This window comes from Streptosporangium sp. NPDC000396 (assembly GCF_042898655.1).
Classification (GTDB): Bacteria; Actinomycetota; Actinomycetes; order Streptosporangiales; family Streptosporangiaceae; genus Streptosporangium.
The window spans coordinates 21,888-47,230 of sequence record NZ_JBIAZA010000013.1 but is presented as its reverse complement, the minus strand read 5'-3'; the positions used below and the strand labels follow the sequence as shown (position 1 = coordinate 47,230).

The 25,343-nt window shown below is 68.3% G+C and carries 24 protein-coding genes; 14 read left to right on the top strand and 10 right to left on the bottom strand.

Annotated elements, in window-relative coordinates:
• Positions 1 to 27: 27 nt before the first annotated feature.
• Positions 28 to 339: a hypothetical protein gene (locus ACFY2X_RS21785; protein ID WP_389940389.1), complete on the bottom strand. Its 312-nt coding sequence runs from the start codon at positions 337 to 339 to the stop codon at positions 28 to 30.
• An 85-nt stretch (positions 340 to 424) separates the two neighbouring features.
• Here ACFY2X_RS21785 and ACFY2X_RS21780 point away from each other — a divergent pair, with 85 nt between their 5' ends.
• Positions 425 to 868 (top strand): hypothetical protein, encoded by a 444-nt coding sequence (locus ACFY2X_RS21780; protein WP_389940387.1) that lies wholly within the window; start codon positions 425 to 427, stop codon positions 866 to 868.
• Position 869: 1 nt separating this feature from the next.
• On the opposite strand, the gene ACFY2X_RS21775 is transcribed toward ACFY2X_RS21780, so the two are convergent.
• Positions 870 to 2,909 carry a hypothetical protein gene (locus tag ACFY2X_RS21775; protein ID WP_389940385.1) on the bottom strand — a complete coding sequence of 680 codons (2,040 nt, stop codon included), beginning with the start codon at positions 2,907 to 2,909 and terminating at the stop codon, positions 870 to 872.
• 391 nt (positions 2,910 to 3,300) lie between these two features.
• On the opposite strand from ACFY2X_RS21775, the gene ACFY2X_RS21770 reads away from it, so the two are divergent.
• The gene (locus ACFY2X_RS21770) at positions 3,301 to 3,690 is read left to right on the top strand and encodes a hypothetical protein (protein WP_389940383.1); all 390 of its coding nucleotides are present in this window, start codon (positions 3,301 to 3,303) and stop codon (positions 3,688 to 3,690) included.
• A gap of 1 nt (position 3,691) precedes the next feature.
• Positions 3,692 to 6,181: a DUF4132 domain-containing protein gene (locus tag ACFY2X_RS21765; protein ID WP_389940381.1), complete on the top strand. Its 2,490-nt coding sequence runs from the start codon at positions 3,692 to 3,694 to the stop codon at positions 6,179 to 6,181.
• A 398-nt stretch (positions 6,182 to 6,579) separates the two neighbouring features.
• On the opposite strand, the gene ACFY2X_RS21760 is transcribed toward ACFY2X_RS21765, so the two are convergent.
• Positions 6,580 to 7,350, bottom strand: a complete 771-nt coding sequence (locus ACFY2X_RS21760; protein WP_389940379.1) for a class I SAM-dependent methyltransferase — start codon at positions 7,348 to 7,350, stop codon at positions 6,580 to 6,582.
• Between the two features lie 463 nt (positions 7,351 to 7,813).
• Here ACFY2X_RS21760 and ACFY2X_RS21755 point away from each other — a divergent pair, with 463 nt between their 5' ends.
• Together ACFY2X_RS21755 and ACFY2X_RS21750 are read left to right on the top strand one after the other, a co-directional pair.
• Positions 7,814 to 8,305: a MarR family winged helix-turn-helix transcriptional regulator gene (locus ACFY2X_RS21755; RefSeq protein WP_389940377.1), complete on the top strand. Its 492-nt coding sequence runs from the start codon at positions 7,814 to 7,816 to the stop codon at positions 8,303 to 8,305.
• A complete protein-coding gene (locus ACFY2X_RS21750; protein ID WP_389940375.1) occupies positions 8,290 to 9,024 on the top strand; it encodes a VOC family protein in 735 nt (244 codons plus the stop codon). Before ACFY2X_RS21755 ends, ACFY2X_RS21750 begins: the two co-directional genes overlap by 16 nt.
• Positions 9,025 to 9,335: 311 nt before the next feature.
• On the opposite strand, the gene ACFY2X_RS21745 is transcribed toward ACFY2X_RS21750, so the two are convergent.
• Positions 9,336 to 9,716 (bottom strand): DUF488 domain-containing protein, encoded by a 381-nt coding sequence (locus ACFY2X_RS21745; RefSeq protein WP_389940373.1) that lies wholly within the window; start codon positions 9,714 to 9,716, stop codon positions 9,336 to 9,338.
• A gap of 84 nt (positions 9,717 to 9,800) precedes the next feature.
• Positions 9,801 to 10,970: an ADP-ribosylglycohydrolase family protein gene (locus tag ACFY2X_RS21740; RefSeq protein WP_389940371.1), complete on the bottom strand. Its 1,170-nt coding sequence runs from the start codon at positions 10,968 to 10,970 to the stop codon at positions 9,801 to 9,803.
• A gap of 130 nt (positions 10,971 to 11,100) precedes the next feature.
• Between ACFY2X_RS21740 and ACFY2X_RS21735 the strand changes: the two genes are divergently transcribed.
• Positions 11,101 to 11,499: a YciI family protein gene (locus tag ACFY2X_RS21735; protein WP_389940369.1), complete on the top strand. Its 399-nt coding sequence runs from the start codon at positions 11,101 to 11,103 to the stop codon at positions 11,497 to 11,499.
• A 2-nt stretch (positions 11,500 to 11,501) separates the two neighbouring features.
• A complete protein-coding gene (locus ACFY2X_RS21730; RefSeq protein WP_389940367.1) occupies positions 11,502 to 12,812 on the top strand; it encodes an RNA polymerase sigma factor in 1,311 nt (436 codons plus the stop codon).
• Between the two features lie 46 nt (positions 12,813 to 12,858).
• Here the strand turns inward: ACFY2X_RS21730 and ACFY2X_RS21725 are convergent, their stop codons facing one another.
• On the bottom strand, positions 12,859 to 13,236 hold the full coding sequence (locus ACFY2X_RS21725; protein WP_389940365.1) for a nuclear transport factor 2 family protein: 378 nt from the start codon (positions 13,234 to 13,236) through the stop codon (positions 12,859 to 12,861).
• A gap of 177 nt (positions 13,237 to 13,413) precedes the next feature.
• Here ACFY2X_RS21725 and ACFY2X_RS21720 point away from each other — a divergent pair, with 177 nt between their 5' ends.
• The 3 genes from ACFY2X_RS21720 (at position 13,414) to ACFY2X_RS21710 (ending at position 16,325) form a co-directional block, all read left to right on the top strand.
• Complete coding sequence (locus ACFY2X_RS21720; protein ID WP_389940363.1) at positions 13,414 to 13,896, top strand: metallophosphoesterase family protein; 483 nt, start codon at positions 13,414 to 13,416, stop codon at positions 13,894 to 13,896.
• A 179-nt stretch (positions 13,897 to 14,075) separates the two neighbouring features.
• Positions 14,076 to 14,648 (top strand): hypothetical protein, encoded by a 573-nt coding sequence (locus ACFY2X_RS21715; RefSeq protein WP_389940361.1) that lies wholly within the window; start codon positions 14,076 to 14,078, stop codon positions 14,646 to 14,648.
• Positions 14,649 to 14,912: 264 nt separating this feature from the next.
• Entirely contained in the window at positions 14,913 to 16,325 is a 1,413-nt protein-coding gene (locus ACFY2X_RS21710; RefSeq protein WP_389940359.1) for a PepSY-associated TM helix domain-containing protein, read from the top strand.
• A gap of 42 nt (positions 16,326 to 16,367) precedes the next feature.
• Here ACFY2X_RS21710 and ACFY2X_RS21705 read toward each other — a convergent pair whose 3' ends face one another.
• From ACFY2X_RS21705 to ACFY2X_RS21695, 3 genes are all read right to left on the bottom strand, one after another.
• Positions 16,368 to 17,129, bottom strand: a complete 762-nt coding sequence (locus ACFY2X_RS21705; protein WP_389940357.1) for a hypothetical protein — start codon at positions 17,127 to 17,129, stop codon at positions 16,368 to 16,370.
• 101 nt (positions 17,130 to 17,230) lie between these two features.
• A complete protein-coding gene (locus tag ACFY2X_RS21700) occupies positions 17,231 to 18,043 on the bottom strand; it encodes a helix-turn-helix domain-containing protein (RefSeq protein WP_389940355.1) in 813 nt (270 codons plus the stop codon).
• 197 nt (positions 18,044 to 18,240) lie between these two features.
• Positions 18,241 to 18,687: a MarR family winged helix-turn-helix transcriptional regulator gene (locus ACFY2X_RS21695; RefSeq protein ID WP_389940353.1), complete on the bottom strand. Its 447-nt coding sequence runs from the start codon at positions 18,685 to 18,687 to the stop codon at positions 18,241 to 18,243.
• A 52-nt stretch (positions 18,688 to 18,739) separates the two neighbouring features.
• Between ACFY2X_RS21695 and ACFY2X_RS21690 the strand changes: the two genes are divergently transcribed.
• Complete coding sequence (locus ACFY2X_RS21690; protein ID WP_389940351.1) at positions 18,740 to 19,153, top strand: RidA family protein; 414 nt, start codon at positions 18,740 to 18,742, stop codon at positions 19,151 to 19,153.
• A 38-nt stretch (positions 19,154 to 19,191) separates the two neighbouring features.
• Positions 19,192 to 20,766, top strand: coding sequence for an OmpA family protein (locus ACFY2X_RS21685; protein WP_389940349.1), 1,575 nt, complete (start codon positions 19,192 to 19,194; stop codon positions 20,764 to 20,766).
• A 105-nt stretch (positions 20,767 to 20,871) separates the two neighbouring features.
• Here the strand turns inward: ACFY2X_RS21685 and secA2 are convergent, their stop codons facing one another.
• Positions 20,872 to 23,082 (bottom strand): accessory Sec system translocase SecA2, encoded by a 2,211-nt coding sequence (secA2, locus tag ACFY2X_RS21680; protein ID WP_389940347.1) that lies wholly within the window; start codon positions 23,080 to 23,082, stop codon positions 20,872 to 20,874.
• Positions 23,083 to 23,321: 239 nt separating this feature from the next.
• On the opposite strand from secA2, the gene ACFY2X_RS21675 reads away from it, so the two are divergent.
• Positions 23,322 to 24,473, top strand: coding sequence for a lactate 2-monooxygenase (locus tag ACFY2X_RS21675; RefSeq protein WP_389940345.1), 1,152 nt, complete (start codon positions 23,322 to 23,324; stop codon positions 24,471 to 24,473).
• On the top strand, positions 24,470 to 25,261 hold the full coding sequence (locus ACFY2X_RS21670) for a class II aldolase/adducin family protein (RefSeq protein ID WP_389940343.1): 792 nt from the start codon (positions 24,470 to 24,472) through the stop codon (positions 25,259 to 25,261). The genes ACFY2X_RS21675 and ACFY2X_RS21670 overlap by 4 nt, the downstream gene beginning before the upstream one ends.
• Positions 25,262 to 25,343: the final 82 nt, after the last annotated feature.

The window sequence follows — 25,343 nt, the reverse complement described above, 5'->3', positions numbered from 1 at the left end:
GCGGTGTCTCCCGATTGGTGCGTGGCTTCAAGGAGAGCTGCCTGGTGCATCAATGTCGTGCGGCGGAAGGCGGAACCTTCGCTGGGATGGATCGGATCTCTTCTTCGAGGGTGTCGACGAGCGCCCTGGCCGCCTGGCGTAGCCGTACACGACGGGCGCTGAGATCTCGGCGAACCTCCGGGCCGTCGGCCCCACCCACACGGGCTGGCCGGTGAACTGACCGTGGGCGGGGTCGAGCGCCGCCTCCAGGATGGCGACCCGCGCCTTGACCTCCGCCAATGTCTGTTCCAGCATCTGGCGCCGCGGATTGGGCACCAGATCCTCCGGGCGAGGATTCATATATCCCTCTTCGGATGTGGATACATCGAGCAGATCTATGGACATTATTGGATCTACGGCACATCGGCCAGCCTTGGAGGAATTCATGGCACGTTCTGTATGGCGCGGCGTCGTGATTTGCGGGGTGGCGTTGCTGGCGGTGTCCGGATGCGGTGATAGGGGTCCTACTGCGGCAGAGGCGGGCGAGACGCTCAAAGCCCACATCACTGAGTTGATGAAGAAGCGCTATGCCTTGGATGTCCGAATTACTGACCCGGGTGGACGTGATCTTCCTTGCAGCAAAGGCGGAGCGAAACGGACATTTGCTGTTACCGGCAGAGATCCTGCATCGGAGCGCAAGTCGGACAGTCTCAATACCCTTCTGATGGGCACGCTTTCAGGGGTTGCCCCCTACCGGATTGTCGAAGACCGTGGTAATGCTCCCATCCGGCTCGCCAATGACGAATACAAGACGGTGATCATTCTAGAGTCGCGGGACAACGGGCAGTATGCGGTTCGGGGCGAGACCGAGTGCCTTTCGACCTCGTGAGCTAACTGTCGAAGGCCAACCCGCGTTCCCGACCCCGCTTATTTCCGCCTTCGAACCAGCTTGATGTGTCGTTGGACAGCCTTCCAAGGGCAACCTTGTCATCACCACCCATACCGTTGGCCGCCGCCCACTTCTCGAAGGCCTCAAGCCCTCGGTTGCCCTGTTTGATCAATTCCGAGAACGGCTTGAGGTTGCCGCCGGCGTCGGCGATGGCCACGCCGGGCGGGCAGGTGGCCTGGTATTCGGCGGGTGTCACCTTCGGGGTGAAGCCGTTGGCCATGAGGATCTGCGCGTAGGTGTGCTGGCGGCCGAGGGTTTCGATGTCGTCCTTCTTGTCGACTCGGTCCATCCGGGTCTCGTCCTCTTCGCCGAAGGCGCCGTCAGCGGAGAAGGAGGTGCTCAGTGCGAACCAGGCGAAGTCGTACGCCAGGGTCGGCGCGGCGAATATGCTCGTCAGCCCGATGGCGGCATCGCGGGTGAAGTTCAGCAGATCCTTCCGCTGTTTGTCGATCATGTCCAGATTTCCTTGGACCTTCTCGACGGCGGCCAGTTCGAAGCCGCGCACGTTGCCCAGGGCGGTGAACACCTGGTCCAGGCGCTTGACGTCTCCGGTCCGCTGAACCGTCGCCGAGGCGTCGGCAATGAGTCTCTGGGAGAAACCACCCATTGCCCGATCGAACGGAGCGAGGTTCTTGTCGGAGTCGGCGAAGGTCTTCAGGAAACGGTAGGTGTCCCTCGGACTGAGGCTGAACGCCGACGTCGTGCCGAAGGCCGAGGTGAAAGACTTCAGTGTGCTCGCCTCGGTCATGTTGGCGTCGCCGATGTTCGCGCCCTCGGTGATCTCGGTGGCGTAGGCGCCGGCCAGCGTCGACATGAAGATCCTGGCTCCTGGCGCGACCTCCATCGGTGTGGCCGAGGAGTCGTCGGTGCCGTCGGTGTCTCTGAGGTCTCCCATGATGAGCATGGTGTTGAAGGCGAACTTCGCGGCCTCAGGGCTGTGCGGGCCCTTCTCGAAGGCTCCGCCTCCGGCGGCGAGCATCCGGCCGAACTCCGCGCTGACGTCGAAGTCCACGCCCGGAGGGCGCTTGAAGGGTAGCGGGGTCTCCGTGCGGTTGAGCTCGGTGAACAGGTCCCTGAGGTCTTCGCGTGACATGGCGTTGAACAGGCCCCTGGCCACGTCGGGGTTGTTCGCCAGGGCGGGCAGGAACGGGACGAGGTCGGTCTTCCAGCGCCGGGGGCGGGTACCGTCACCGTCACCGACCGGTTTCCCCACCCTGCTCCGCACCATCTCGGTGAGCCACGCGGCGGGGAACGTTCCGTACTGGAGCAGGGACCCCAGTTCGCCGTCCGAGGTCTTCTTGAGGTTGCCCGCCTTCCACGCCGAGCCGAGAAGGCCCGGCTGCGCGCCGACCGCCGTGCCCAGGGCATCGCCGATGACCTGCCGATGCTTGGCGCCTGCCTTCCTGTCGTACCTCTCCAGGCGGTGGATCATGTCGAGCATGCCCTTGGGTCCGATGATCCGGAAGAACCCGGCGGTGAGGTAGGGGTCTTTCTGCCCGTGGGCGAGCTTGTCGAGAATCCGGTTGTAGGCGGCATTGGGCAACCCGAGGGGAGACGGCGGGAGACGGCTGAACTCGAAGGCGAGTTCGGTGCCTTTTTTGGCGCTGCCCGCAGGGGATTTCCCCGTCTTCTCGTCATAGGGCAGCAGCCCCCACTCGACCGGCTCCCGGACGCGTTCGCCGGCCCGCCCGGCGCGCTGCCCCGGCAGGTCGAGCGTCCCTTCCAGCATGGGAAGGTCCTGGTTGATCGTCTGTAGGCGTTCGCGCAGTCTCGGGAGTTCGTCGCCGATCCAGCCCTCGATCTGCTTGATCGATTGCAGGCCCGCCGCCGACACTTGCGCCGTGGCGAGCAACAGGCGGATCCTCTCGGACTGCTCGCCGATCACGTCGCGACCGCGTTCCAGTGCGGTGACGAAGCCCTGCATCAGGTCGGGGTCGATTCCGGTGAAGTCCGGCGACAGGGGCCCCGTTCCCGACGGCATCGACTCCACCATTCCCTTCGCCCTATTTTCGCTTTTTTCACTCTAACCATGTAATGGGCATATTAAAGAGGGAAAGATATGGAACCGCTATCAAGGCCGATGGCCTCGGCATCCCGGTCTGACCGTCTGGCTGTTCGTTCCTCGGCGTGATGGCCCGTGAGTTCCCCGCGGACACCTGGCCGGCGAACCGGCCGCCTGACGGCTGCGCTGGACCTGGTGCCACAATCGGCTGACAACGTCATGTGTGAGAGAGTTTGTCGGATTTTTTGTAGGCGTTGGAGGGGGCAGGGCTCTGCCGGGAGCGGTGTCGAGTTAGCGATGCTGATTTCTGTCGGATTCAGGTGGTATTCATGGCCACCACAATGATTCCGATGATTTGTGGAGATGTGGCATGGCAGCAGTCACCTTCCGGGATGAGACCGCGACGGGAAAACCGATAGAGGAGTTCACACTCCCCGACCTGCCCGAAAGCATCTCCGCGCGGGAGCTTGTACGGCTGCGCGTCCGCGAGGAGGTCGCCCGGTACAACGCCGCCCCCTCCGCCCGGTTCAACGGCCTGGTCCGTCCCATGGACGCCGAGGTGGAGCTGAACGGCTACCGGATGGGCGCGCGGCGGATCGATTGGGAGAAGCAGGCGGACATCGCCGAGCGAGCCTTTCAGCGCAACGGGTTCGTGCTGCTGATCGGGGAGCGCCAGGTCGAGGACCTGTCCGAGGTGATCGATCTGACCGCCGACCCGGTCGTGTCGTTCATCAAGCTCGTCCCGCTGGTCGGTGGCTGACATGATCGAGATCGACGAGATCAATCGTGCTTACAGCTACTTGCTCGGATACATGGACGATGAGACCAGGGAGACCTACCGCCGTTTTGAAGCGCTCTTCGAGCAGGGGCTGCAGCCCGGGCCGGACACCGACTGGCGGGAGTACGGGCACTGGGCGCAACTGAAGCTGAGCCTGGGACCGGACGGAGGACACGAGCACGACGAGCGGGTCCTGCGACTGATCCGCGCGATGGCCGAGCGCGACATCGACTGGACGCCCGGAGACGCGCGGGTCCTCATATACCGGGCGGAGGCGCTGGCCCGCCACGGCCACACCCGTTATGAGGAGATCTTCCGGCTCCCGCTCGCCGTGACAGGCCGCTTCGGCTTCCAGGAGCGTCGCGAGATCCTCGGATGGCTGGGGGAACCGTCCCGGCGCTCCCGGTCCCGCATGCCGGCCTGGGAGGTGTGGGCCGAGCAGGTACGGGAGGCGCTGGCCGGGCAGCTGGAGGAGCTGCTGATCGAGCCGGCCGAGCACGGTCCGGCCGGCGTGGTGCGGAACGTGATCTGGGAGTGCGACCCCTTCGCCCGGCTGCTGGCGGAGGAGTACGGCACGCGCCTGGCCGACCCCGCGGTCCTGCCGCTGCTGCGCCACTGGAACACCGCCGGGTCCACCAAGCCGAGCGGCAAGTGGCTCCGGACCGCCAGGGCGCTGCTCACCCCTGACATGGTCGCCCTGGTCCGGGAGATCCTCGGCAGGCTGGTGGCCCATCGGGAGAGGAAGGTCGACCACCGCAGCGACGGCGACGAATGGACGGAGACCGTCTTCCTGCACGAGCGCACCATCGTGCCGGTGCGCGGCATGATCTGGACGTGCGAGCTGATCGAAGAGCGGTGGGTGACCTCACTCCTCGGTGACGTCGCACTGACCTGCGGCACCGGAAGCAACGGGTCGGGCTCCACCTGCCGTAGCGAGAAGCTCACCAATGCCGCCGTCGGTGTTCTGGCCCGCCGCGGCGGGCTGGGGGCGATCGTGCCGCTGGCCAGGGTCCAGGCTAAGGTTCGCGCGAGGTCCGTGCTGGCCAACGTGGCGCGCACCCTGGACGCGGTGGCCGAGCAGGCGGGGCTGACCCGCGAGCAGCTGCTGGACCGCACCGTGCCGACCTTCGGCCTCGGCCCGGACGGGATCCGTGAGGAGAAGATCGGCGACTACCTCGTGCGGCTGTGCGCCGACGGCCCCGCACTGCGGTTCGTCAATATGGCGGGCAAGACCGTCAAGTCGGCCCCGCAGGCCATCCGCAAGGATCCGGCGCTGGCCGAGCTCAAGATCACGTTGAAAGAGCTCAAGCAGACGCTCGCGGCCGAGCGGTTCCGGTTGGAGCAGGCACTGATCAAGGAACGCACGTGGTGCTGGCAGGAGGTGACCGAATTCTTTCTCGACCATCCGGTCACCGGCCTGTACGCCCGCACCCTCATCTGGCAGACCCCACAGGGCCCCGCAGGGGTCCCCGTCCGGACCGAATCGGGATGGGAGCTGACCGACCCGCAGGGCCACCTTGTCCAGCCGGACCCCGACGCCCCGGTCGGGCTCTGGCACCCGATCCACGCGGCCGCCGAGGAAGTGCGGGCCTGGCGCGACCACCTGCTGGAGCACGGGATCCGCCAGCCGTACAAGCAGGCGTTCCGCGAGGTCTATCTGCTGACTCCAGCCGAGGAGCGCACGGGCAGCTTCTCCAACCGGTTCGCCGGGCACGTGTTGCGCTACGGCCAGGCCAAGACACTGCTGAACCAGCGCGGCTGGACCAGCCTGGCGATCGGCCACTGGGACTACGAATGCGGCGGAGACCAGGGTGAGGCGGTCAAGGAACTGTCCGGCTGGCGGGCCCGCTGGGGCATGCACGTGGTCGGCGACCCGGGGGCCGATGGATGGGGCACCGCCTCTTTCTGCGCCAGCGAGCAGATCACCTTCTACCGGGACGGGCAGGAGGAGCTCTCCGGCCACAACTGGGCGGGCAACCGCGTCGCCCACGAGGGTGTGCCGCTGGTCGAGGTGCCGCCGCTGGTGCTGTCGGAAGTGCTCCGCGACGCCGACCTGGCCGTGGGGGTCACCTCGGTCGGACTCGACCAGCAGGCCGCCCGCGGGCATGAGGAGTACTGGCACTCCTACGGGTTCGGCGAACTCACCGAGACCGCCAAGACCCGGCGTGACACGCTCGCCTGTCTCCTGCCCCGGTTGAAGATCGCCGATAGGGCGGAGCTGACGGACCGGTTCCTGCGGGTGCGCGGAGACCGGCGGACCTACAAGATCCACCTGGGGTCGGGCAACATCCTGATGGAGCCCAACGACGCCTATCTGTGCATCGTCCCCGGGCACGACCGCAGCACCACATCCGTCTTCCTGCCCTTCGAGGAGGACGGCGGCATGTTGTCGGTCATCCTGTCCAAGGCGTTCCTGCTCGCCGACGACACGACCATCACCGATCCGTCGATTACCCGTCAGCTCGGCGTCTGAAAGCGCCGTGGCGGCCTCTCCGGGGCGGATTTCCGACTACTACCCGAGTGTCACCGCCACGGCGGCCCTGGATGCCGCTGATTTTGCGGACTACGTTGACAGCTACGATCCCCTCAGGGGGCAGCGTGAGGTTGCTGCTTATAGCTCAATGCGCTTGTCTGATCACTTTTGGTGATGCACGCTGAAGAGTGCCGCACCCCCGGTGGGTGCTGGAAGTGAGGCCGGGACTACCGATGGAATCGGGTGCCCGGCCTTCGCGTTTCTTCTCTCGGCCAAGGCAGATCAAGATGGCGAAGGCTCTCGTCGATATAGGCGGTGAGCTGTGACTGAGCGCTTCAGTTGGCGGGAATCGCCCGCTGAAACGCTAAGTCACCACAACTGATCGTTACGAGGTGCTGTTAGTCGGCTTCTAGAACGAAGAACAGGAAGCTCAGGAACCTCGTGCGGGTGAGCTCGAACTCGCGGAACTCCTCGGGGAACAAATCGCGGGCTTCCGGCACAAACGGCGGTTCGCTGATGACGCTGATGCGAAAGCCGGCCGCGGTGAAGGCATCGGTCATCGCGTGCAGTGGCCGCTCCCAGAAGCTCATCTGGGCGGTCTGTCCACCCATGGTCCATTCTTCGGTCCGGTTACGGGTCTCGAAATAGTTGATCTTTTCCCCGGCCATGTGACGCATGAGGGTGGTGACGAAAGGATGGTCGACCGAGACGAGGAGTCGGCCGCCAGGTCTCAGCACGCGTCGCAGCTCGGCCAGGGTCGGTCCCCAGTCTTCCAGGTAGTGCAGCACCAGGGACGCGATGACGTCGTCGAACGCGTCGTCGGGGAAGGGCAGTGGGCTGGTCAGGTCGGCGACCCGCAGGTCCGCGTCGGCGCCCAGCCGCTGTCGGGCCATCTCCAGCATCCCGGCACTCGCGTCGATGCCGGTGACGATGGCGCCTCGATCGCGCAGTTCGGAGAACAGGGGTCCTGAGCCGCAGCCGGCGTCGAGGATCCGCCGGCCGGTCACGTTCCCGGCGAGCTTCAGCATCGCGGGCCGCTCGTAGTACGCGTTCAGGAGGCTGGTCTCGTTCTCGGCCGAGTACCCCTCGGCGAGACGGTCATAGTCGTTGAATCGGGACGGATGTGCGGTCTCAACATGGGTTTCGGGCGTACTAGGCATGCGGGCCATTTTGGCCCACCAATCTCGGCAGCACAGACGTACGGTCCGTTTGCCGTGGCTGAGGGCTTAATCGGCGAAAATCGCCACCTTGCCTAGTAACGGTCTACTCGCGTTGCGCTGAAGTCGCGAGAGTCTGATTCCTTGACGTGCTGAGCTAACTACATGCCGTTATCGGCCGGTGTGTTCGAGGTCTGCGATGAGGCGATCTGGTATCACCGGGCGCGCAAAGCCCGCCAACTCAAGCGCACATCCGCCAACTGAAGTGCTAATTCGCCGACTGAAGCGCTAAGTCACATGATCATTGAGTAAATACATTGCTACGAAGTGTGAGGTAAGTGTGATTCTCTCGTGGCCGGGCACGCCGGAATCCCCGGTCGCTGAGGCGCTTCGCATCGAGTGCGGCGCATGTTGTGCCCGAAGGCGCGGAGTCCGAGATTGACAGGTACCTGTCATTGTTGGCAGGGTGATGGCCATGGAACAGCTCAACTCGCACGGGCTGGCGTTCTCCGAGCTGGTCATCGAGGTGTTCCGCGCCAATGGTCTGCTGCTGGCGGCCGGTGACGACCTCGCCCGGCCTGTCGGGCTGACCAGCGCGCGCTGGCAGGTGCTCGGGGTGATCGAGCACGAGCCCAGTTCGGTGGCCCAGGTGGCCCGTGCGATGGGGCTGGCCCGGCAGAGCGTCCAGCAGACCGCGGACTCCCTCGCGGCGGACGGCCTGATCACTTTTGAGGAGAATCCCCGCCACCGGCGGTCCAAGCTGATGGCGCTGACGCCGCAGGGGCACGCGGCACTCGATCACGTCGCGCGGTGCCAGGCAGAGTGGGCCAACCGGATCGCGGAGCGCATGACACTCACCGAGCTGAACGCCGCGATCGAGACGCTCCGCAAGGTCGGCCGCGAACTCGGCGCGGAACCACGAGAAGCGGAACCACGAGAACAGGAGAGCGCATGGCCGACGAGATGACCGTTCCGCTGCTGCCCTGCGGATCCATCGACGAGATCGCGAAGTTCTACGGCGTGCTCGGATTCGAGCAGACCCATTACCAGGTCCGCCCGAACCCCTACATCGCGCTCCAGCGCGAGGACCTCCAGCTGCACTTCTTCGGACTCCCGGACTTCGATCCCGAGCAGTCCTACGGAACCTGCCTGGTGTTCGTCCCCGACACCGGGGACCTGTACCAGTCGTTCGCCGAGGGGATGCGCGCCGCCTACGGCAAGGTCCTGGCCTCGGGGATCCCTCGGATGACCCGTCCTCGCAAGCGGAAGAACACCGGCGACCTGGCGGGATTCAGCGTCGTCGACCCGGGCGGAAACTGGATCCGGATCTTCCCGTTCCCCAAGGAGGGGAACTCCAGTGTCGGCGAGACCGCGGAAGGCAAGCTCGCCAGGGCGCTGCAGAACGCCATCGTGCTCGGCGACGCCAAAGGCGATCACCGCCAGGCGGCACGGATCCTCGACGGTGCGATCGCCCGCGAGCAGGACTCCGCGCCGGTCGTCGACCTGGTCGAAGCGCTGGTCTACCTGGCGGAGCTCGTCCTGAGGGCGGGCGACGCAGAGCGTGCGGGCGCGCTGCTGACGCGCGTGCGCGAGACGGCACTGGACGACTCCGACCGCGAGAAACTCGCCGACGCGTTGGCCAACGCTCAGGTTCTGGAAGACACCCTGGGCTCCGGCCAGGCCTGACGCATCGCCCCGGGCTCCGGACAGGTCTGATCCATTGTTCTGCGCTCCGGTCAGGTCTGACCAGGTCTGACATATCGTTCAGCATTCCAGCCAGGTCTGGCACGTCGCCCTGGGATCCAGCCTGGCCTGACGCATTGTCCTAGGCTCCGGCCTGGCCCGACACCCGGCGTCCATCGCGGCCTCGCTCTCCTGGCCGAGGGGTCGGGCGTCGGGCGCCGGGTCAGGGATGTCCTTCGGGTCTACTCGCCTGCAGCGCCCGCCACGGCGAAGACTCGCCTGCCCCGCCACGGCGAAGATCCGAAGGACGTTCCTCAGGCGGCTGTCCCGAGGCGGTCCCGGAGGTAGTCCCTCAGCACCACGGCGTTGTTGTGCTCGGTGTCCTTCGCCGCGTAAAGGAGGGTGATCGGCCCCCTGCGCGCGGCGTCCAGCAGTGAGCGTACGGTGTCCGGATTCCGGTCCAGCTCCTCCCGGTAACGGGTACGGAACTCCTCGAAGCGCTCCGGGCGGTGCCCGAACCAGCGTCGTAGATCCGGTGAGGGCGCGATGTCGCGCACCCATCCGTCGAGGTTGAGATCGTCCTTGCGGACGCCTCGCGGCCAGATCCCGTCGATGAGGAACACCTCCCCTTTGGACCCTTTGGGCCCTTTGGAGCTCTCCGCGTCGTACACCCGGCTGATAATGATCTCCCCCATTCCCCGTGCCTACCCGGATGATGTGTCTCCAAGCGATGAGCGATGAGCGATGGGGGCGGGTTCCCCGCCGGGTGAGCCCGGAGGTCAGGTGCCGGGATACTTCCTGAGCCATGCGTCGGTGATCGTGTGCTCCCCGGCGGAGTGGGCCGCGAAGTCGTCGGCGAGTTCGGTGATGACGTCGCGGCCTTCGAGGTGGGTGAGCCATTCGGCGGGCAGCGCCGCCTCGCCGTGGAGGGCTCCCAGCAGGTTGCCGCAGATGGCGCCGGTGGAGTCGCTGTCGCCGGAGTGGTTGACCGACAGCAGCAGGGCTTCCCGGAAGTCACCGGGGTTCGGGTGCGCCAGGGCACAGTAGACCGCGATCGCGAGAGCCTCCTCCGCGATCCACGCCCCGCCGAGCGACTCGACCTTCTCCGGGCTCGGGTCGCCCTTCGCGGCGAGGGCCACGGCGGCGCGCAGGGCCAGGGTGGTCTCCTCATGGGAGGGGTAGGTCGCCAGCAGGTCCATCGCATTCCGTACGGCCAGCGCGAGCGGCCCGTCGCCCGTCGCGAGGTCGCCGGTCGTGAGGTCGTCCGTCGCCGAGCCGCTCGACGCGGAGCCGCTCGTCGCGGAGCCGCTCGACGGGAAGCCGTTCATCAGGAAGTGGACGATGGCGGCGAAGGCACCGGCGGCGAGGTACCCGGTGGGATGGCCGTGGGTGATCTGGGCGCATTTGGCCGCCAGCTCGAACGCGTGCCGGGCGCTCCGCGCGCGAAGCCCGAAGGGGGCCGAGCGCATGACCGTTCCGCACCCCTTGGAATCGGGGTTGACCGGTCCCGGCTTGCCGAACGGTGCGGCGGGGGCCTGCCCGTGGCGCAGTCCTGACAGGCAGGCGTTCCCGGGGGCGCGTCTGGAGTAGAGCCACTTCTGCTCGCGGAGCCAGCCACTGCGGATCGAGCCTCCGGCCGGGGGAGGGGAGGAGTGCCGCTGGGTGTCCAGCCAGCGCAGGTAGGCCTGCCGGATGGCGGAGGAATCGCCTCCCCGGATCAACCCTTCCACGGTGAACAGTGTCATCTGCGTGTCGTCGGTGATCAGGCCGACCTCGCCGCGCCAGTCGGCGGCCAGCTCGGTCAGGCCGGCGGAGCCGTACTGCCTGCGGATTCTTCCGATCGACTCGAACTCGACGGGGGCTCCCAGCGCGTCACCGAGCGCACCGCCCAGGAGGCAGCCTCTCACGCGGCCGCGGTGCTCGGGGAGGTCATCGGTGGAACGGCGCACAATCATGATCCTCTGGTTCTCGTCGAAAAACTTTTCCCTGAATTCTCGCCAGGATGTAGAGAACGCGGGAGTGTGCTTCGACCTATAAGTGAGAGCGTCGAAGGGGGCGCGCGAGCGAAGGAGCGAGGACATGAAGTACATGCTGCTGATGCAGTGCGGCGAGCAGAGCGATCTCCCCCCGATCAGCACCTGGCTCCCGGAGGAGGTCAAGGCCCATATCGAGTTCATGCACGACACGAACAAGAAGCTCGTCGAGGCGGGGGAGTTCGTGGAGGCGCAGGGGCTGGCGGGTCCGGAACAGGCCAGGATCGTGCGGGCCGGTGACGGCGGGACCCCCGTCGTCACGGACGGACCCTTCCCGGAGACGAAGGAGTTCCTGGTCGGCTACTGGATCGTCGACTGCGAAAGCTCGGAGCGGGCGGTCGAGATCGCCGCGTACGTCTCGGCCGCGCCCGGGCCCGGCGGTAAGCCGTTGAACATGCCGATCGAGGTGCGCCAGGTGATGTCGGGCGCGCCCGAGGAGCTGTGACGTTGGGCGGTCAAGCCATCGACGACCTGCTGCGCGAGCTTGCGCCGCAGGTCGTCGGCGTGCTCACCCGGCGCTTCGGAGATTTCGACGCCGCCGAGGACGCGGTCCAGGAGTCGCTGCTGGCCGCCGCGGCTCAGTGGCCCGAGGAGGGTGTGCCCGGCAATCCGCGGGGTTGGCTCATCCAGGTCGCGTACCGCCGGATGACCGAGCAACTGCGCAGCGAGCAGGCGCGGCGCCGCCGGGAGGAACTGGTGGCCTCCCAAACGCCCCCGGACCGGTGGGCGGCGCCACCGGCGGACGACGCGCCCGAGACGGACCGGGACGACACGCTGATCATGCTGTTCCTGTGCTGCCATCCCGCGCTGACCCCGGCATCGGCGATCGCCCTCACCCTGCGGTCCGTGGGCGGTCTCACCACGGCTCAGATCGCCAAGGCCTTCATGGTGCCCGAGGCGACCATGGCTCAGCGGATCAACAGGGCCAAGCAGAGCATCAAGGCGTCCGGCGTCCCGTTCCGCATGCCCGCCCCTCAGGAACGGGCGCGGCGGCTCGGCTCGGTCTTGCACGTGCTGTATCTCATCTTCAACGAGGGTTACGCCAGCAGCGTCGGCCCCGATCTGCAGCGCGTGGAGCTGTCCCGCGAGGCGATCCGGCTGACCAGGATGGCCCATGACCTGCTTCCGGACGACTGCGAGGTGGCCGGGCTTCTCGCGCTGATGTTGCTCACCGACGCCCGGCGCCTCGCTCGGACCGGCGTGGGCGGCACCCCGATCCCGCTGGCCGAGCAGGACCGGAGCCTGTGGGACGGCAAGGCCGTCGCCGAGGGGGTCGCGCTCATCACCGCCACCCTGGCCAGGGGCGCGGTCGGTCCCTACCAGCTCCAGGCGGCGATAGCCGCGGTCCACGACGAGGCGCCGACGGCCGAGGAGACCGACTGGCCGCAGATTCTGGCGCTGTACGGCCTGCTGGAACGTATGTCCGACAACCCGATGGTCTCGCTCAACCGCGCCGTCGCCGCCGCCATGGCGCACGGCGCCACGACCGGCCTCGACATGCTCAAGACACTCGGCGCCGACGGACGCCTGGCGGGACATCATCGCTTCTACACGGCCCGAGCCCACCTCCTGGAGATGACCGGCGACCGGCAGGCGGCCGTTGAGGACTATCGTGCGGCGGCGAGCCGTACGACGAGCATCGCGGAGCGGGACTATCTCACCACCCGTGCCGCCCGGCTCGCCGCGGCGGACCAGCCGGAACAGGGCGCCCCGCCCGGCTCGGCCGAGCAGGATGCGCCGTTCAACAGGGCCGGATGAGGTGTCCCGCCGCGACCGGGCGGTCAGCCGATCGGGTGCGGGCGGGTCAGGCTTGCCGATTCCACCGCGATCGCCAGGCGGGCGGGTCGAACGGGTCCCCGAAGTACTGCGTCTCGTGCACGACCTTCCCGTCTTCGAACTCCATGATGCTCACGGCGTTCACCGGCCGGCCCTCATGATCGAGCACGCACTCGGAGATCCAGAGATCGCCGCTTCCGATGATGCGGCGCACGGTGAAGCCGGGCCTGACCGGATTGTTCCTGTGCAGTTCCTCGATGTTCTTCCGGCCGCGGATCCGCTCTCCCGACTGGGGGTACTCCACGAGAACGTCGTCGTGATAGATCGAGTGCTCGGCCGCCAGGTTGCCCGCGGCCGACGCGTCCCAGTGTCGTTCCACCGCCGCTCGGATGTCGATGTCCGCCATCGATCGTCTCCTCTGACTCGATCGTGCCTCGACCCTGCCTCGATTCTGCTTCGATGAGCCTCGATGAGCAGCGTCCCCCGGACCACCCGCGAGGATGGAGCGGCGGTTCTCCCAGTACAGCACGATAGGAGACAGGGGCAGGTCCGTACCCTGGGCCGCGAGGGGAGGGGTGACAGGGTGAACGTAGTGGTCCTCGCCGACACGCACGCGCCGCGACGATGGAAATCCTGCCCGCCGCGAGTGGCCGAGCATCTCCGCGGCGCAGACCTGATCCTGCACGCCGGTGACGTGTGCACCGCCGATGTGCTCGGCGAACTGGCCGCCTACGCGCCGGTCCACGCCGTCAAGGGCAACAATGACGGACCCGAGGTCACGGCGCCCGAAACGCTCGAACTCGACCTCGGCGGGCTGAGGGTGGCGATGATCCACGACAGCGGCGCGGCCCGGGGACGGCTTGCCCGGATGCGCCGCCGGTTCCCCGAAGCCGATCTGGTGATCTTCGGGCACTCCCACATCCCGCTCGACGAGAGCGGCGACGGGCTGCGCATTTTCAACCCGGGGTCGCCGACCGACCGGCGCCGCCAGCCCCACGGCACCGTGGGCCTGCTGCGGATCGAGGACGGCTCCCTCGTCGAGGCCAGGATCGTCCCGGTCACCTGACCGGGCACCCGGCGCCGGACACTTGCGGGCCGGCCGCCCCGGGTGGATCGGCGTGACGGTCGGGAGTCGAGCCCGCTGTATTACGGGAGTCGAGCCCGCTGCATTAGGTAAAGGTTAAGTGGTATTGCGGGGAAGATTAAGGGTCTGGAGCATTCACTGCCTTCTGCCACTATTGCCTCATGCCTGTTCTTCGCCTCATGCGCGCCGCGGTGTTCGCGGTCGTGTGCGTGATGGCGTCGCTGGCCATGCACATGCTGGCCGGAGGTGCCCCGGTGGAACCGGGCGCCCTGGCCGGGGCGGTGCTGCTGACCGGGTTGGGGGCGTTCGTCCTCGCCCGGCGGCAACGGGGGTTCGGCGTGCTGATGGGCGCGAGTTTCGCCACCCAGTACGGCCTGCACACCTGGTTCTCCGCCGGTGCGATCTCGCAGCCGGTGCTGCTGGAGTCCCAGCACGGCGGCGGTCTGTCCGTGTTGCTGGAGCACCAGCACCGTGGCGGCCTGTCCATGCTGCTGGTGCACGTCGCGATGGCGCTGCTGTCCGCCTACTGGCTGGAGCGCGGGGAGTCCGCCTTGGCGACGCTCCTGCGCCTGCTCGTCGCCTCGGTCCTCACCATCCTGGCGTGGTGGGCCCCCGTCGTCACGCGCGTCGTCCTCCCGGCGGCCCGCGCCGGCGGCTGGGTCCCGTCCGCCACCCGGCTGCTCGCCGCGGCCGTTTCCCGGCGCGGACCGCCGGAGCCTCTCTCCGTCATCTGATCGGGCCCGTGCGCCCGAGTTTCGCCATGCCCACGCGGAGGTCTGTGTGGATGCCCGCGTGGATGCCTGTGTGGCGGCCTTTCGAGTGAACCCGTGCCGGTGTGACGTGTGTCCGCCGATCGCCGGGCTCGCGTGATTCGAGCGAGCTCATGCCGGTGTGACGCCTGTCCACCGGACCGTGCGCTCCCGTGACTCGACTGAACCCCCTTGCCGAGGTGACGCGTACCTTCTGGCGTGCGCGTTCCCGTGAACGGAGAACACTCCATGACGTCCGACGTCGAGGTCCAGACGGCCGCCGAGCCGTACCCGCCCCTTTCCCCCTCATCCTCCGCCTCCTCTTCCACCTGGGCCGATCTGCGGTCGCTGGTGCTTCGCCTGCACTTCTACGCCGGGATCCTCGTCGCGCCCTTCCTGCTCGTCGCGGCGACGACCGGCCTGCTCTACGCGGCCTCCTTCCAGGTGGAGAAGCTGGTCTACGCCCACGAGCTGACGGTTCCGGCGGGCGGTGCGGGCAGGGCCGAGCTGCCGCTGTCTCAGCAGATCGCCGCGGCCCGCGCCGCGCACCCCGAGGGGACCGTCGCCGCCGTACGGCCCGCCGCCGAGGCAGGGCAGACCACCCGCGTCCTGCTCAATGTGCCTGGTCTGGCCGAGAGCACCCGGCTCGCGGTCTTCGTCGCTCCCCACACCGGCGAGGTCCGGGGGGCGTTGGAGAGCTATGGCAGCTCGGGCGCGCTGCCGGTGCGCGCCTGGATCTCCACCCTCCACCGCCAGCTGCACCTGGGCGAGCCGGGACGGCTCTACAGCGAGCTGGCCGCCAGCTGGCTGTGGGCGGTCGTTCTCGGCGGGTTGCTGCTGTGGTTGAGCCGCCGCCGCAGGGCCGGACGCCGTCTGCGCGGCATGATCGCGCCCGAGCGCGGGGCCGCCGGTTCGCGGCGGACGCTGTCCTGGCACGGTTCGGTGGGCCTGTGGGCGGCGCTCGGCCTGCTCTTCCTGTCCGCGACCGGCCTGACCTGGTCGAAGTACGCGGGGGCGAACGTCGACGTGATCCAGGAGTCGCTGGGCTGGTCGACCCCGGCACTGAGCGCCTCCACCGGAGACCACGCCGCCCACTCCGGTGACCACGGCGCGCACGGTTCCACCGGTGCCGCCGATGTCGGCGTCGACCAGATCGCCCAAGCCGCCGCAGGCAAGGGACTGTCCGGGCCCATGGAGATCGTCTGGCCGGGTAAGCCCGGCGGCGCCTACGTGGTCAAGGAGATGGATCGCACCTGGCCCCAGCACAACGACCAGGTCGCCGTCGACCCGGCCACCGGCCAGGTCGTCGGGGAGCTGCGCTTCGACGACTTCCCGCTCGTCGCCAAGTTGATCCGCTGGGGCATCGACGGACATATGGGCGTGCTGTTCGGGCTGCCGAACCAGATCCTTCTGGGCACGCTGGCCGCCGGGCTGGTCCTCCTCATCGTGTGGGGGTATCGCATGTGGGGGCTGCGCCGTCCCACGCGTGGGTTCGGCCGGCCGTACGAACGCGGTGGCCTGCGGAGGCTCCCTCTCGCCGTGCTGCTGCCGATGGCCGCGGCGGCGATCGCGGTGGGCGTGTTCCTGCCGCTGTTCGGGATCTCGCTTCTGGCCTTCCTCGTGGTCGACGTGGTGCTCGGCCGGATCAGGACCTCCGGCTGATCACCGGCGGGGGTACGGCATGCCGTACCCCCGCCTGCCGGTTCACGACTTGATCGACGGGCGGCCGGCCACGAAGTTCTGGAAGCCGACCTTCACCTGCTCGACCGGCTCCCGGATCTTCTTCTCCCGCCACTCGGCCCTGTGCAGTTTCCCCGAATCCGGCTCGTAACGCCGCCGCGCCCAGGGCGAGCCGGGACGGGCCAGCCGGATCGCGCCGACCAGCGCCAGCGGGGTGACGTAGATCCCGATCAGACCGGTCCAGATCTTCCCCTTGAACAGGGTGACCAGGGAAAGGAGCGTGTTGAAGCCGACGATCAGGGCGATCTCGGGGGTGGACAGGAGCTCGCCGTCAGGCTGGGGGGCGAGCAGGTCGCCGAGCTCCAGCGGGCTCGCGCCGAGCAGGGCCAGGCCGCACAGCGCGGCCGCGACGAACACGGCGTCCACCGACAGGCGGCCCTGCTCCTTCCAGTAGACGTCGTCGAGGTGGAGCACCAGCGCGAACTCGTCCAGCACGAGCGAGGTCCCGACGCCGAAGAGCGCGGCGAGCAGCCCGGCGGGGATCGAGGTGCCGTCCTCCACGGCCAGCCCGCTGATCCCGCCTACGCACATGAAGACCAGGCCGAACACGACATGGTGGATGTGCGTGCCGCCGGGCGTCACGTTTCCCGGCCACCACTTCACCTGCGCCCGGATCATGCGCACGCTGATCCGGATGAACAGGAACGTGGCGATGAAGAAGACGAAGAAGCAGAACAGCCGGAGCTTGCCGGCCGCCACGATCTCCGTCGAGAACCATGACCCCACGCGTGCCTCGCCTCGCGAAAAAAGAGGGGAGTCCGGGCAGGGTATCAACCGGGGCGGGGCGGCCTCGCCGACGGGATGCCGTCGTGGTCCCGGCGGGGGACCTAGTCCGGGTGATGCTGGTGCTGCAGGTAGGCGGCGGTCTCGGGGTTGGCGGGAAAGTAGGCTTCGACGGCCAGTTCGGCGACGGTGATGTCCAGCGGGGTGCCGAAGGTGGTCATCGTGCTGAAGAAGACCAGCTCGCGATAACCGCGGCGGAGCCGGAGCGGTATCACGATCTGCCCTGGGCCCGCCCCTATCTCGGGCTCGGGCTGGTCACAGGGGTAGTCGTCGAGCTCCCGCCAGAGCGCGGCGAGGTCGGGGTCGGCGGTCAAGCTGATCTGGCGGCGCAGCCGGTGCAGCAGGTGGGCCCGCCATTCGCCCAGGTTGAGGATCCGCTGGGCCATCCCTTTGGGGTGCAGGCTCAGCCGGAGCACGTTGACCGGCGGTTCGAGCAGCTCGGGTGCGACCCCGCGCAGCATCAGGCCGGTCGCGGAGTTACGGTCCACCAGGTTCCAGCGCTGGTCCACGACCACGGCGGGGTGCGGTTCGTGCCCGCGCAGCACCTGCCCGAGCGCTTCGCGGACCGAGGCCATCTCGGGGGAGCTGAGCGGGGTCTCGGCGAAGACCGGGGCGAAGCCGCCGGCGAGCAGGAGGTGATTGCGTTCGCGGAGGGGGAGGTCCAGCTCCTCGGCGAGATGGAGGATCATGTCCCGGCTCGGCTTGGACCGGCCGGTCTCCACGAAGCTCAGGTGCCGGGTGGAGATGTCCGCCTGGATGGCGAGATCCATCTGGCTCATCCGCCGGCGTTCCCGCCACTGGCGCAGCAGTTCGCCGACTGGCCGAGACGCGCTGGTGGTGGTCACAAATCCCACCATAACTGGCCAAGGCTTGGTGAAACCATTACCACCTGTGTAACGAAAGTCGTGATGTTTCCCCGTTCGGCTGCCCACTTTCATGGCTTGCCGGCTCTGGCCGCCTGTGATCCGCCTGACCATGGACGGCTGCGACTACGCCACGCCGCGCACCGGGACGGAGCCGGCCGAGCTGATGAGCAAGGCCGGGATTCGCCGGGTCACGCTTCGGTTCCGCTGACGACCTCCTCGCGGGTGAGTTGCGACAGTGTTCGTACGGCGCGCAGGAAGCTCTCGCGCTCACTCGCGGGCAGCCGGGCGAGCAGACGATCCTCGTTGGCCTGGATGTCGGCCCGCGCCGATCGGCAGACCTCGCTGCCCTGAGCGGTGATCGTGAGGACGCGTGCCCGCCGGTCCCGGGGGTCGGGATCGCGGGTGATGAGCCTGGCATCCTGCAGCCTGTCGAGGGTGCTGATGATGCGGGTCTTGTCGGCGCCGATCGCCTCCGCCAGGGCGGCCTGGGTGCGCACGGCGTTGTCCTCAAGGGCGGTGAGCACCGCGTACGCCCACATGGAGATCCCGTGCGCGGCCAGCACGGGCCGCTCGGCGGCGATGAGCGACTGCACCAGGGGGTGGAGCATCGCGGCGAGGTCGTGGCGATCTGTCACGGGAATAATGGTACGCTTTGACAGATGGTAAGCCAACATAGATCATATGCATGTGCCTACTAATTCTGGCGTCCGCCTGATTCGCAACGACCGCCTCGCACAGACAGTCGAATACGCCTACGCCGCCGTGGCCGACGCGCCCGTGCGCTCCATCTGGGTGGCCGGTGCATGCCCCCTCGACCTCGACGGCAAGACCGTCGCCGTCGGCGACTACGCGGGCCAGACACACCAGGTGATGCGCAACCTCGTGACCGCCCTGGAGGGCGCCGGCGCGTCACTGGCCGACGTCGCCAAGACCACCGTTTATGTGGCCTCCTCCAGTCGGGCCGACCTGGTCACCGCATGGGAGGTCTACCGCGAGTACATGGGCGAGCACGACGTGCCCAGCACGCTGCTCGGTGTCGCCGTCCTCGGCTACAACGACCAACTGGTCGAGGTCGAGGCCGTGGCGGTGATTCCCGGCTGATGGATGCCAGACCTTCTGGGCGTGGAAAAATCTGCGCCATGCCCAACCGGATCATGGCCCTGGTGGCCGCCCTCACGTTCGCCGCGACCGGGTGCGGGGTGCTGCCCACGAACAACGCCGCGGCGCCGCCCTCCTCCGAGACTCCGCCGTCGAGTGAACCGGCCGCGAGTGAACCGGCCGCGAGTGAACCGGCCGCCACCCCGGCAGCGCAAGAGACCAAGGACGACCGCCCCGCCCTGGCCGAGACCCGCAGCACCATGACCGAGCACCTCAAGGTCGAGGTCGTCGGCCTCAACCGGGTCAAGGGCAAACACCTCATCGTGCAGCTGCGCTTGTCCAACACCGGCACGAAAGACCTGCCGTGGACCGGCGAGATGGGCGACGGCACCCGCCCGCTCGGCCGGATCCTGTGGGCCTCCGGCATCGGCGTCCTCGACGCGGCGGCCCGCGTGTGGCTCCTGCCCTACCAGCCGAAGGACTCCCCGTGCCTGTGTAGCGATCAGGAGCGCGACGATCTCGGCTATTTCATCGATCCTGACCAGTCGATCGCCGTGTACGCGGTGCTGCCCGCCCCGTCGGGCAACCCCTCTACCGCCACGGTCGTCACCCCGGTGGGCCCGCCCATGCTGAACGTGCCCATCAGCGACGAGCCGCCCGCCGGTGACTTCCCCGACCCCGACGCCGAGCCCGTCACGCCGGTCACGCGCCGCATCGTGCTGCCCTCCGAGTCGCTGGACAAGTCGGAGGAGACTGCGGACGACGGCAAGGAGCTCCAGGTCAGCCTCTCCTCCGACGTGCTGTTCGCGGTGAACAAGGACACGCTCACCCCCAGGGCCAAGGCCGTGCTGGCGCGTACGGCGAAGCTCGTCGACGCCTCGCCCGCCTCCGTGGTCAAGGTCGAGGGCCACGCCGACTCTTCCGGCACCGACGCCATCAACGACCCGCTGTCGCAGCGCCGCGCCCAGGCGGTACAGCGCGCCCTGGCGGCGCTGCTGGCACGTGACGGCGTGCGCTTCCAGGCCCGTGGGTACGGCTCCCGCCGCCCCCTGTACGGTAACGACACCGACGAGGGCAGGCGCCGCAACCGCCGGGTGAGCGTCACCTTCGCCAAGCCCCAGCCCAAGACCGAGCAGGCAGACCCGGCCGAGGACCTCGCGCAGACGTTCGGGCCGGAGGCGGGCGAGCTCAAGGCCACCGGCGAGGCCGAGGGCCAGCCGATCGCCATGAAGATCACCGGGCTGCGACGACTGCCGGGTGGGATCGGCCTCCTGACGTATACGATCACCAACGAGGGGTCGGCCGAGACCACGTACAACGACCTGCACCACGCGCAGGACTGGCAGAGCTACAAGTACCAGGCCGCCAGCAACGTCCGGCTGACCGATGTGGCAGCCCGCCGCCAGTACCTGCCGGGTCGCCTGGAGGTGCCCGCCGACGGCGGCGTGGACTACTACTGCTCCTGCACGGACCTCTCCGGCGTGCGCATCCGCACCGAGACCTTCGCCCCGGGCCAGACCCGTGAGTTCTACGGCCTGTTCGCCCTGCCGGACAACGCGACGACCCTCAACGTCAAGATCGCCGGTTTCCGCGACCTTGAGGTGCCGGTCCGGTAACGAGCGGTCATCCGGCATCGGCAGGAGGCAAGCAGGAAGCCGCCGGCCGGCAGCGCCCACCCGTCAAGTGTTCCCGCGCCGCTGGCCGTCGTGGTGCTCGTCCCGTCAGCGGCGGCGGACCTTGGTGCTCAGGCGGTTGAGGATGCGCTCCCACTCGGTGCCGAAAGGGTTGTCCTGGACGAGGTAGGTCCAGGTGGCGGTGGGGCGCTTGAGACCCGCGCCGTCGAGGTCGAGGCCGTCGGCGGTGATCGTCGCGGTCTCGAAGGTGGCGATCGAGCGCGACTCGATCTCGGCCAGCATGCGCTGGTAGGCGGGCTTGGCCTCCTTGTTGAACTCGTCGATCGGGTTGAGGCGGCCAAGGGCGCGCAGGTGGATGCCCTCGCGGAGCTCGGCCAGATCGGCCAGGTGGTCGGCCCAGCAGCGGTCGAGGTGGAACAGCACGACCTGCCGGGCGGCGTCGTGCAGCACATCCTCGCCGACGGTCTCCTCCAGCTCCGCCCACCGCTGCGGAACGCCCGCCGCGAGGGCGTCACCGGCCGAGCGGCCGCGCAGGACCTTGTCGCGGAGCTCCAGGACCATGCTTCGGTGGAGCTCGGTGAGGCGGGTGTAGCGCCAGGTGTTGCGGTGGATCTCCATGTTGACGCCCTCGGCGACGCGCTGGGCATGACCCACGAGACCGCGGTCGGGTACGCCCCTGGCGTACTCGTCGGCCACGTAGTGGGTGATCAGCTCGTCCTCCCCGCTCACGAGGAAGACCGAGCCGCCGGGGTCGCCCTGGCGACCGGCACGGCCACGGAGCTGGTCGTCCAGGCGACTGCTGGTGTGGCGGCCGGAGCCGATGACGTACAGCCCGCCCAGCTCGTCCACGCCGTCTCCGAGACGGATGTCGGTGCCGCGCCCGGCCATCTGGGTGGAGACCGTGATCGCGCCGCGTTCTCCGGCTCCGGCGATGATCGACGCCTCTTCGGCGTCGTTCTTGGCGTTGAGGACCACGCACTCCAGGCCGCGGCCGCTCAGGGTCAGCGCCAGCCGCTCGGACTCGGCCACGTCCAGGGTGCCGATCAGGATCGGCCGCCCGGTGGCGTGCACCCGGACGACCTCATCGACCAGGGCGTGGTCCTTTTCCATGGCGTGCTCGAACAGCCGGTCGGGCTCGTCGATCCGTACACACGGCCGGTTGGACGGGACCACGGCCACCTTGAGGTCGTAGAACTCGCGGAGCTGGTCTCCGACCGCGACCGCCGTGCCGGTCATGCCGCACCGCTGGGGGTAACGGGTGATCAGCCCTTGAACGGTGATCGAGTCGAGGATCTCGCCGGTCTCCGAGGGCGGGAGCTTCTCCTTCGCCTCGACCGCGGCCTGCAGCCCGTCGGGCCAGCGTTGCAGCAGCGCCACCCGGCCCCGGGACGGGTTGACCAGGTGCACCTTGCCCTCGCGCACGATGTAGTCGACGTCCTTGGTCAGCAGCGCGTGGGCGTGCAGGGCGAGGTTGACCTCGGTCAGCGTGGCGGGACTGTCGTAGAGATCCAGGTCCAGCGCCTGCTCGACGGCGTCGATGCCCTTGGTGGTCAGGTGGACGTTGCGCGCCTGGTCGTCGAGCTCGTAGTGATAGCCCTTGACCAGCAGGCGGACCAGCGCGGCCATCTCCGGCACGGCGTTACCCGGGTCGGCGGCCCCGGCCAGCACCAGCGGCACCCTGGCCTCGTCGACCAGCACCGAGTCGGCCTCGTCGACCAGTGCCACCTCCGGCTCGGGCACGAGCAGGTCGGCCACGTCGACGCGGGTCCGGTCGCGGAGCACGTCGAAGCCGATCTCGCTGACCGAGCCGTACGTCACGTTCTTGGCGTAGGCCGCCCGGCGCTCGTCGGGAGTGGAGGTCTCCCCGACCCAGCCGACCGAGACGCCCAGCGTTTCGTACAGCGGGCCCATCCACTCGGCGTCCCGCCGGGCCAGGTAGTCGTTGACCGAGATCACGTGGACGCGCTTGCCCTGCAGGGCGTATCCGGCGGCGGCCATCGCCCCGGACAGGGTCTTCCCCTCGCCGGTGGCCATCTCCGCGACGTTTCCCGACAGCATGGCGAGCGTGCCGACCAGCTGCACGTCGTACGGCCGCAGGCCCAGCGTGCGGTGCGCGGCCTCCCGCGCGATCGCGCAGAACTCGGCCAGGTCGTCGGTGGAGGGAACCGGCAGCTCGGCGAGCCCGCTGATCCGCTCCTCGCGCGTCCCGGCATCCGCGACGATCCGCTCGAAGGGTTTCAGGTCGATCGAGCCGGGGCGCTCCAGGAACCGCCTGACGAACCGAGTTATCGAGGCCACGTCCCCTCCAACGCCCATCTCCGGGTCCACGTTCCCGGTCGTCGCCCCACCGTACAGACCTGGTGGATCATCCGTCCCGGGACAGGACCCCGTTTCGGGGTGTTGGGACCCGCGCCCTACCGGTGCGGCCCGGGCTTATCCGCCGATGAGCGGCTTTTCCAGGCCGGTGCCCTCCCGCTGAACAGAATTCAATTCTGTGAGATATGGACATGGAAGGTGATGGGGGACAGGCTAGGCCGGTGGCCTTCTCCGACTACCAATACGAGATCTACCTCAACGGTCTGGCAGGGGTGCGCCCGCCGTATCCGACGGATCTGACCAAGCTCGAACAGGCTGCGAAAGAATGGCTCGGTTCCGAGCCCTACTGGTACGTGGCCGGTTCGGCGGGGACCGGGGCGACCGATCGGGCCAACCGCGAGGCGTTCGACCGCTGGCGGATCGTCCCCAGGATGCTCCGCGACGTCTCGGTCAGAGACCTCAGCACCGAGCTCTTCGGCAGAACGTATCCCGCGCCCGTCGCGCTCGCCCCGATCGGCGTGCAGTCGATCGTGCACCCGCAGGGAGAGCTCGCGACCGCCAGGGCTGCCGCCTCGCTCGGCATCCCCACGGTGCTGAGCACCGCCGCCTCCCACACCCTTGAGGAGGTCGCCGAAGCGGACGGCCCCCGGTGGTACCAGCTCTACTGGCCACACGACGACGGCGTCACGCTCAGCCTGCTCGACCGGGCCGCCAAGAGCGGCTACGACACCCTGGTCGTCACCCTCGACACCTGGACACTGGCCTGGCGGCCCAACGACCTCGACCACGGCTACCTGCCGTTCCTGCGCGGCAGCGGCCTGGCGATCCCGTTGTCGGACCCGGTGTTCAGATCCCGGCTGGAACGTCCGGTCGAGGAGGACCTGAGCGCGGCGATCATGCAGTGGGCGCCGATGTTCAACGGCCGCTCCCACACCTGGGACCAGCTGTCCCTGCTCCGCGACAACTGGGACGGGCCGATCGTCCTGAAGGGCATCCAGCACCCGGACGACGCCCGGCGCGCGGCCGACGCCGGAATGGACGGCGTCGTCGTCTCCAACCACGGAGGCCGGCAGATCGACGGCGCCGTGGCCTCGCTGGAGGCGCTCCCCGGGATCGCCGCGGCCGTGGGCGACCGGCTGACCGTGCTGTTCGACTCGGGCATCCGCACCGGATCCGACATCTTCAAGGCGCTCGCCCTCGGAGCACGTGCCGTACTGCTGGGCCGGCCGTACGTCTGGGGTCTGGCCGGAGGCGGCGAGGACGGCGTGCGCCACGTGGTGCGGAGCCTGCTCGCCGAGCTCGACCTCACTCTCGGGCTGGCGGGTTACCGTACACCCGCAGATCTTGATTCTTCCGCTCTGGAGGCACGATGAGCCTGTCCGACCTGCAGCCGATCCCCGCCGACCGGCTCACCTTCCGGCTGCCGCAGAAGTTCGAGACAGTGGAGGAGGAACGCCGCCACCGCCAGGAGCGCCTGGTGGCCGCCTTGAGGCTGTTCGGCCGGTTCGGCTTCGAGGAGGGTGTGGCCGGGCACATCACCGCCCGCGACCCCGAGCACACCGACCACTTCTGGGTGAACCCGTTCGGCATGTCGTTCAAGCAGATCAAGGTCAGTGATCTGATCCTCGTCAACCACGAGGGCCAGGTCGTGGAGGGCCGCTACCACGTCAACCAGGCGGCGTTCGCGATCCACTCGATGGTCCACCAGGCCAGGCCGGACGCGGTCGCCGCCGCGCACAGCCACTCGGTGCACGGCAAGGCCCTGTCGTCGATGGGCGTGCTCCTGGAACCGCTGACCCAGGACGCCTGCGCGTTCTACGAGGACCACGGACTGTTCGACGACTACACCGGCGTGGTCGTGGAGACCGAGGAGGGCCGCCGTATCGCCCAGGCTCTCGGCTCTTACAAGGCGGTCATCCTGCGAAACCACGGCCTGCTGACCGTCGGCGACACCGTGGACGCCGCCGCCTGGTGGTTCATCACGATGGAGCGCTCGTGCCAGGCCCAGCTCCTGGCCAAGGCCGCCGGCCCCACGGTCTCGATCGAGCACGAGAACGCCAAGCTCACCTACGAGCAGATCGGCAACGACCTGGTCGGATGGATCAACTTCCAGCCCCTCTACGACCAGATCACCGCCGCCGAGCCCGACATGTTCGACTGACAGAGATGATGTAGGTGAGCATCTCCCGCGGGGTCTGACCCATCGACTGACCGACACCCTTCTCGCGGGGCCCGCGTCCCGG

Excerpts from the sequence above, each read along its gene's own strand:
- ACFY2X_RS21785 (WP_389940389.1), bottom strand. The coding sequence starts at position 339 with ATGAATCCTCGCCCGGAGGATCTGGTGCCCAATCCGCGGCGCCAGATG.
- ACFY2X_RS21780 (WP_389940387.1), top strand. The coding sequence starts at position 425 with ATGGCACGTTCTGTATGGCGCGGCGTCGTGATTTGCGGGGTGGCGTTG.
- ACFY2X_RS21775 (WP_389940385.1), bottom strand. The coding sequence starts at position 2,909 with ATGCCGTCGGGAACGGGGCCCCTGTCGCCGGACTTCACCGGAATCGAC.
- ACFY2X_RS21770 (WP_389940383.1), top strand. The coding sequence starts at position 3,301 with ATGGCAGCAGTCACCTTCCGGGATGAGACCGCGACGGGAAAACCGATA.
- ACFY2X_RS21765 (WP_389940381.1), top strand. The coding sequence starts at position 3,692 with ATGATCGAGATCGACGAGATCAATCGTGCTTACAGCTACTTGCTCGGA.
- ACFY2X_RS21760 (WP_389940379.1), bottom strand. The coding sequence starts at position 7,350 with ATGGCCCGCATGCCTAGTACGCCCGAAACCCATGTTGAGACCGCACAT.
- ACFY2X_RS21755 (WP_389940377.1), top strand. The coding sequence starts at position 7,814 with ATGGAACAGCTCAACTCGCACGGGCTGGCGTTCTCCGAGCTGGTCATC.
- ACFY2X_RS21750 (WP_389940375.1), top strand. The coding sequence starts at position 8,290 with ATGGCCGACGAGATGACCGTTCCGCTGCTGCCCTGCGGATCCATCGAC.
- ACFY2X_RS21745 (WP_389940373.1), bottom strand. The coding sequence starts at position 9,716 with ATGGGGGAGATCATTATCAGCCGGGTGTACGACGCGGAGAGCTCCAAA.
- ACFY2X_RS21735 (WP_389940369.1), top strand. The coding sequence starts at position 11,101 with ATGAAGTACATGCTGCTGATGCAGTGCGGCGAGCAGAGCGATCTCCCC.
- ACFY2X_RS21725 (WP_389940365.1), bottom strand. The coding sequence starts at position 13,236 with ATGGCGGACATCGACATCCGAGCGGCGGTGGAACGACACTGGGACGCG.
- ACFY2X_RS21715 (WP_389940361.1), top strand. The coding sequence starts at position 14,076 with ATGCCTGTTCTTCGCCTCATGCGCGCCGCGGTGTTCGCGGTCGTGTGC.
- ACFY2X_RS21710 (WP_389940359.1), top strand. The coding sequence starts at position 14,913 with ATGACGTCCGACGTCGAGGTCCAGACGGCCGCCGAGCCGTACCCGCCC.
- ACFY2X_RS21700 (WP_389940355.1), bottom strand. The coding sequence starts at position 18,043 with ATGGTGGGATTTGTGACCACCACCAGCGCGTCTCGGCCAGTCGGCGAA.
- ACFY2X_RS21685 (WP_389940349.1), top strand. The coding sequence starts at position 19,192 with ATGCCCAACCGGATCATGGCCCTGGTGGCCGCCCTCACGTTCGCCGCG.
- ACFY2X_RS21670 (WP_389940343.1), top strand. The coding sequence starts at position 24,470 with ATGAGCCTGTCCGACCTGCAGCCGATCCCCGCCGACCGGCTCACCTTC.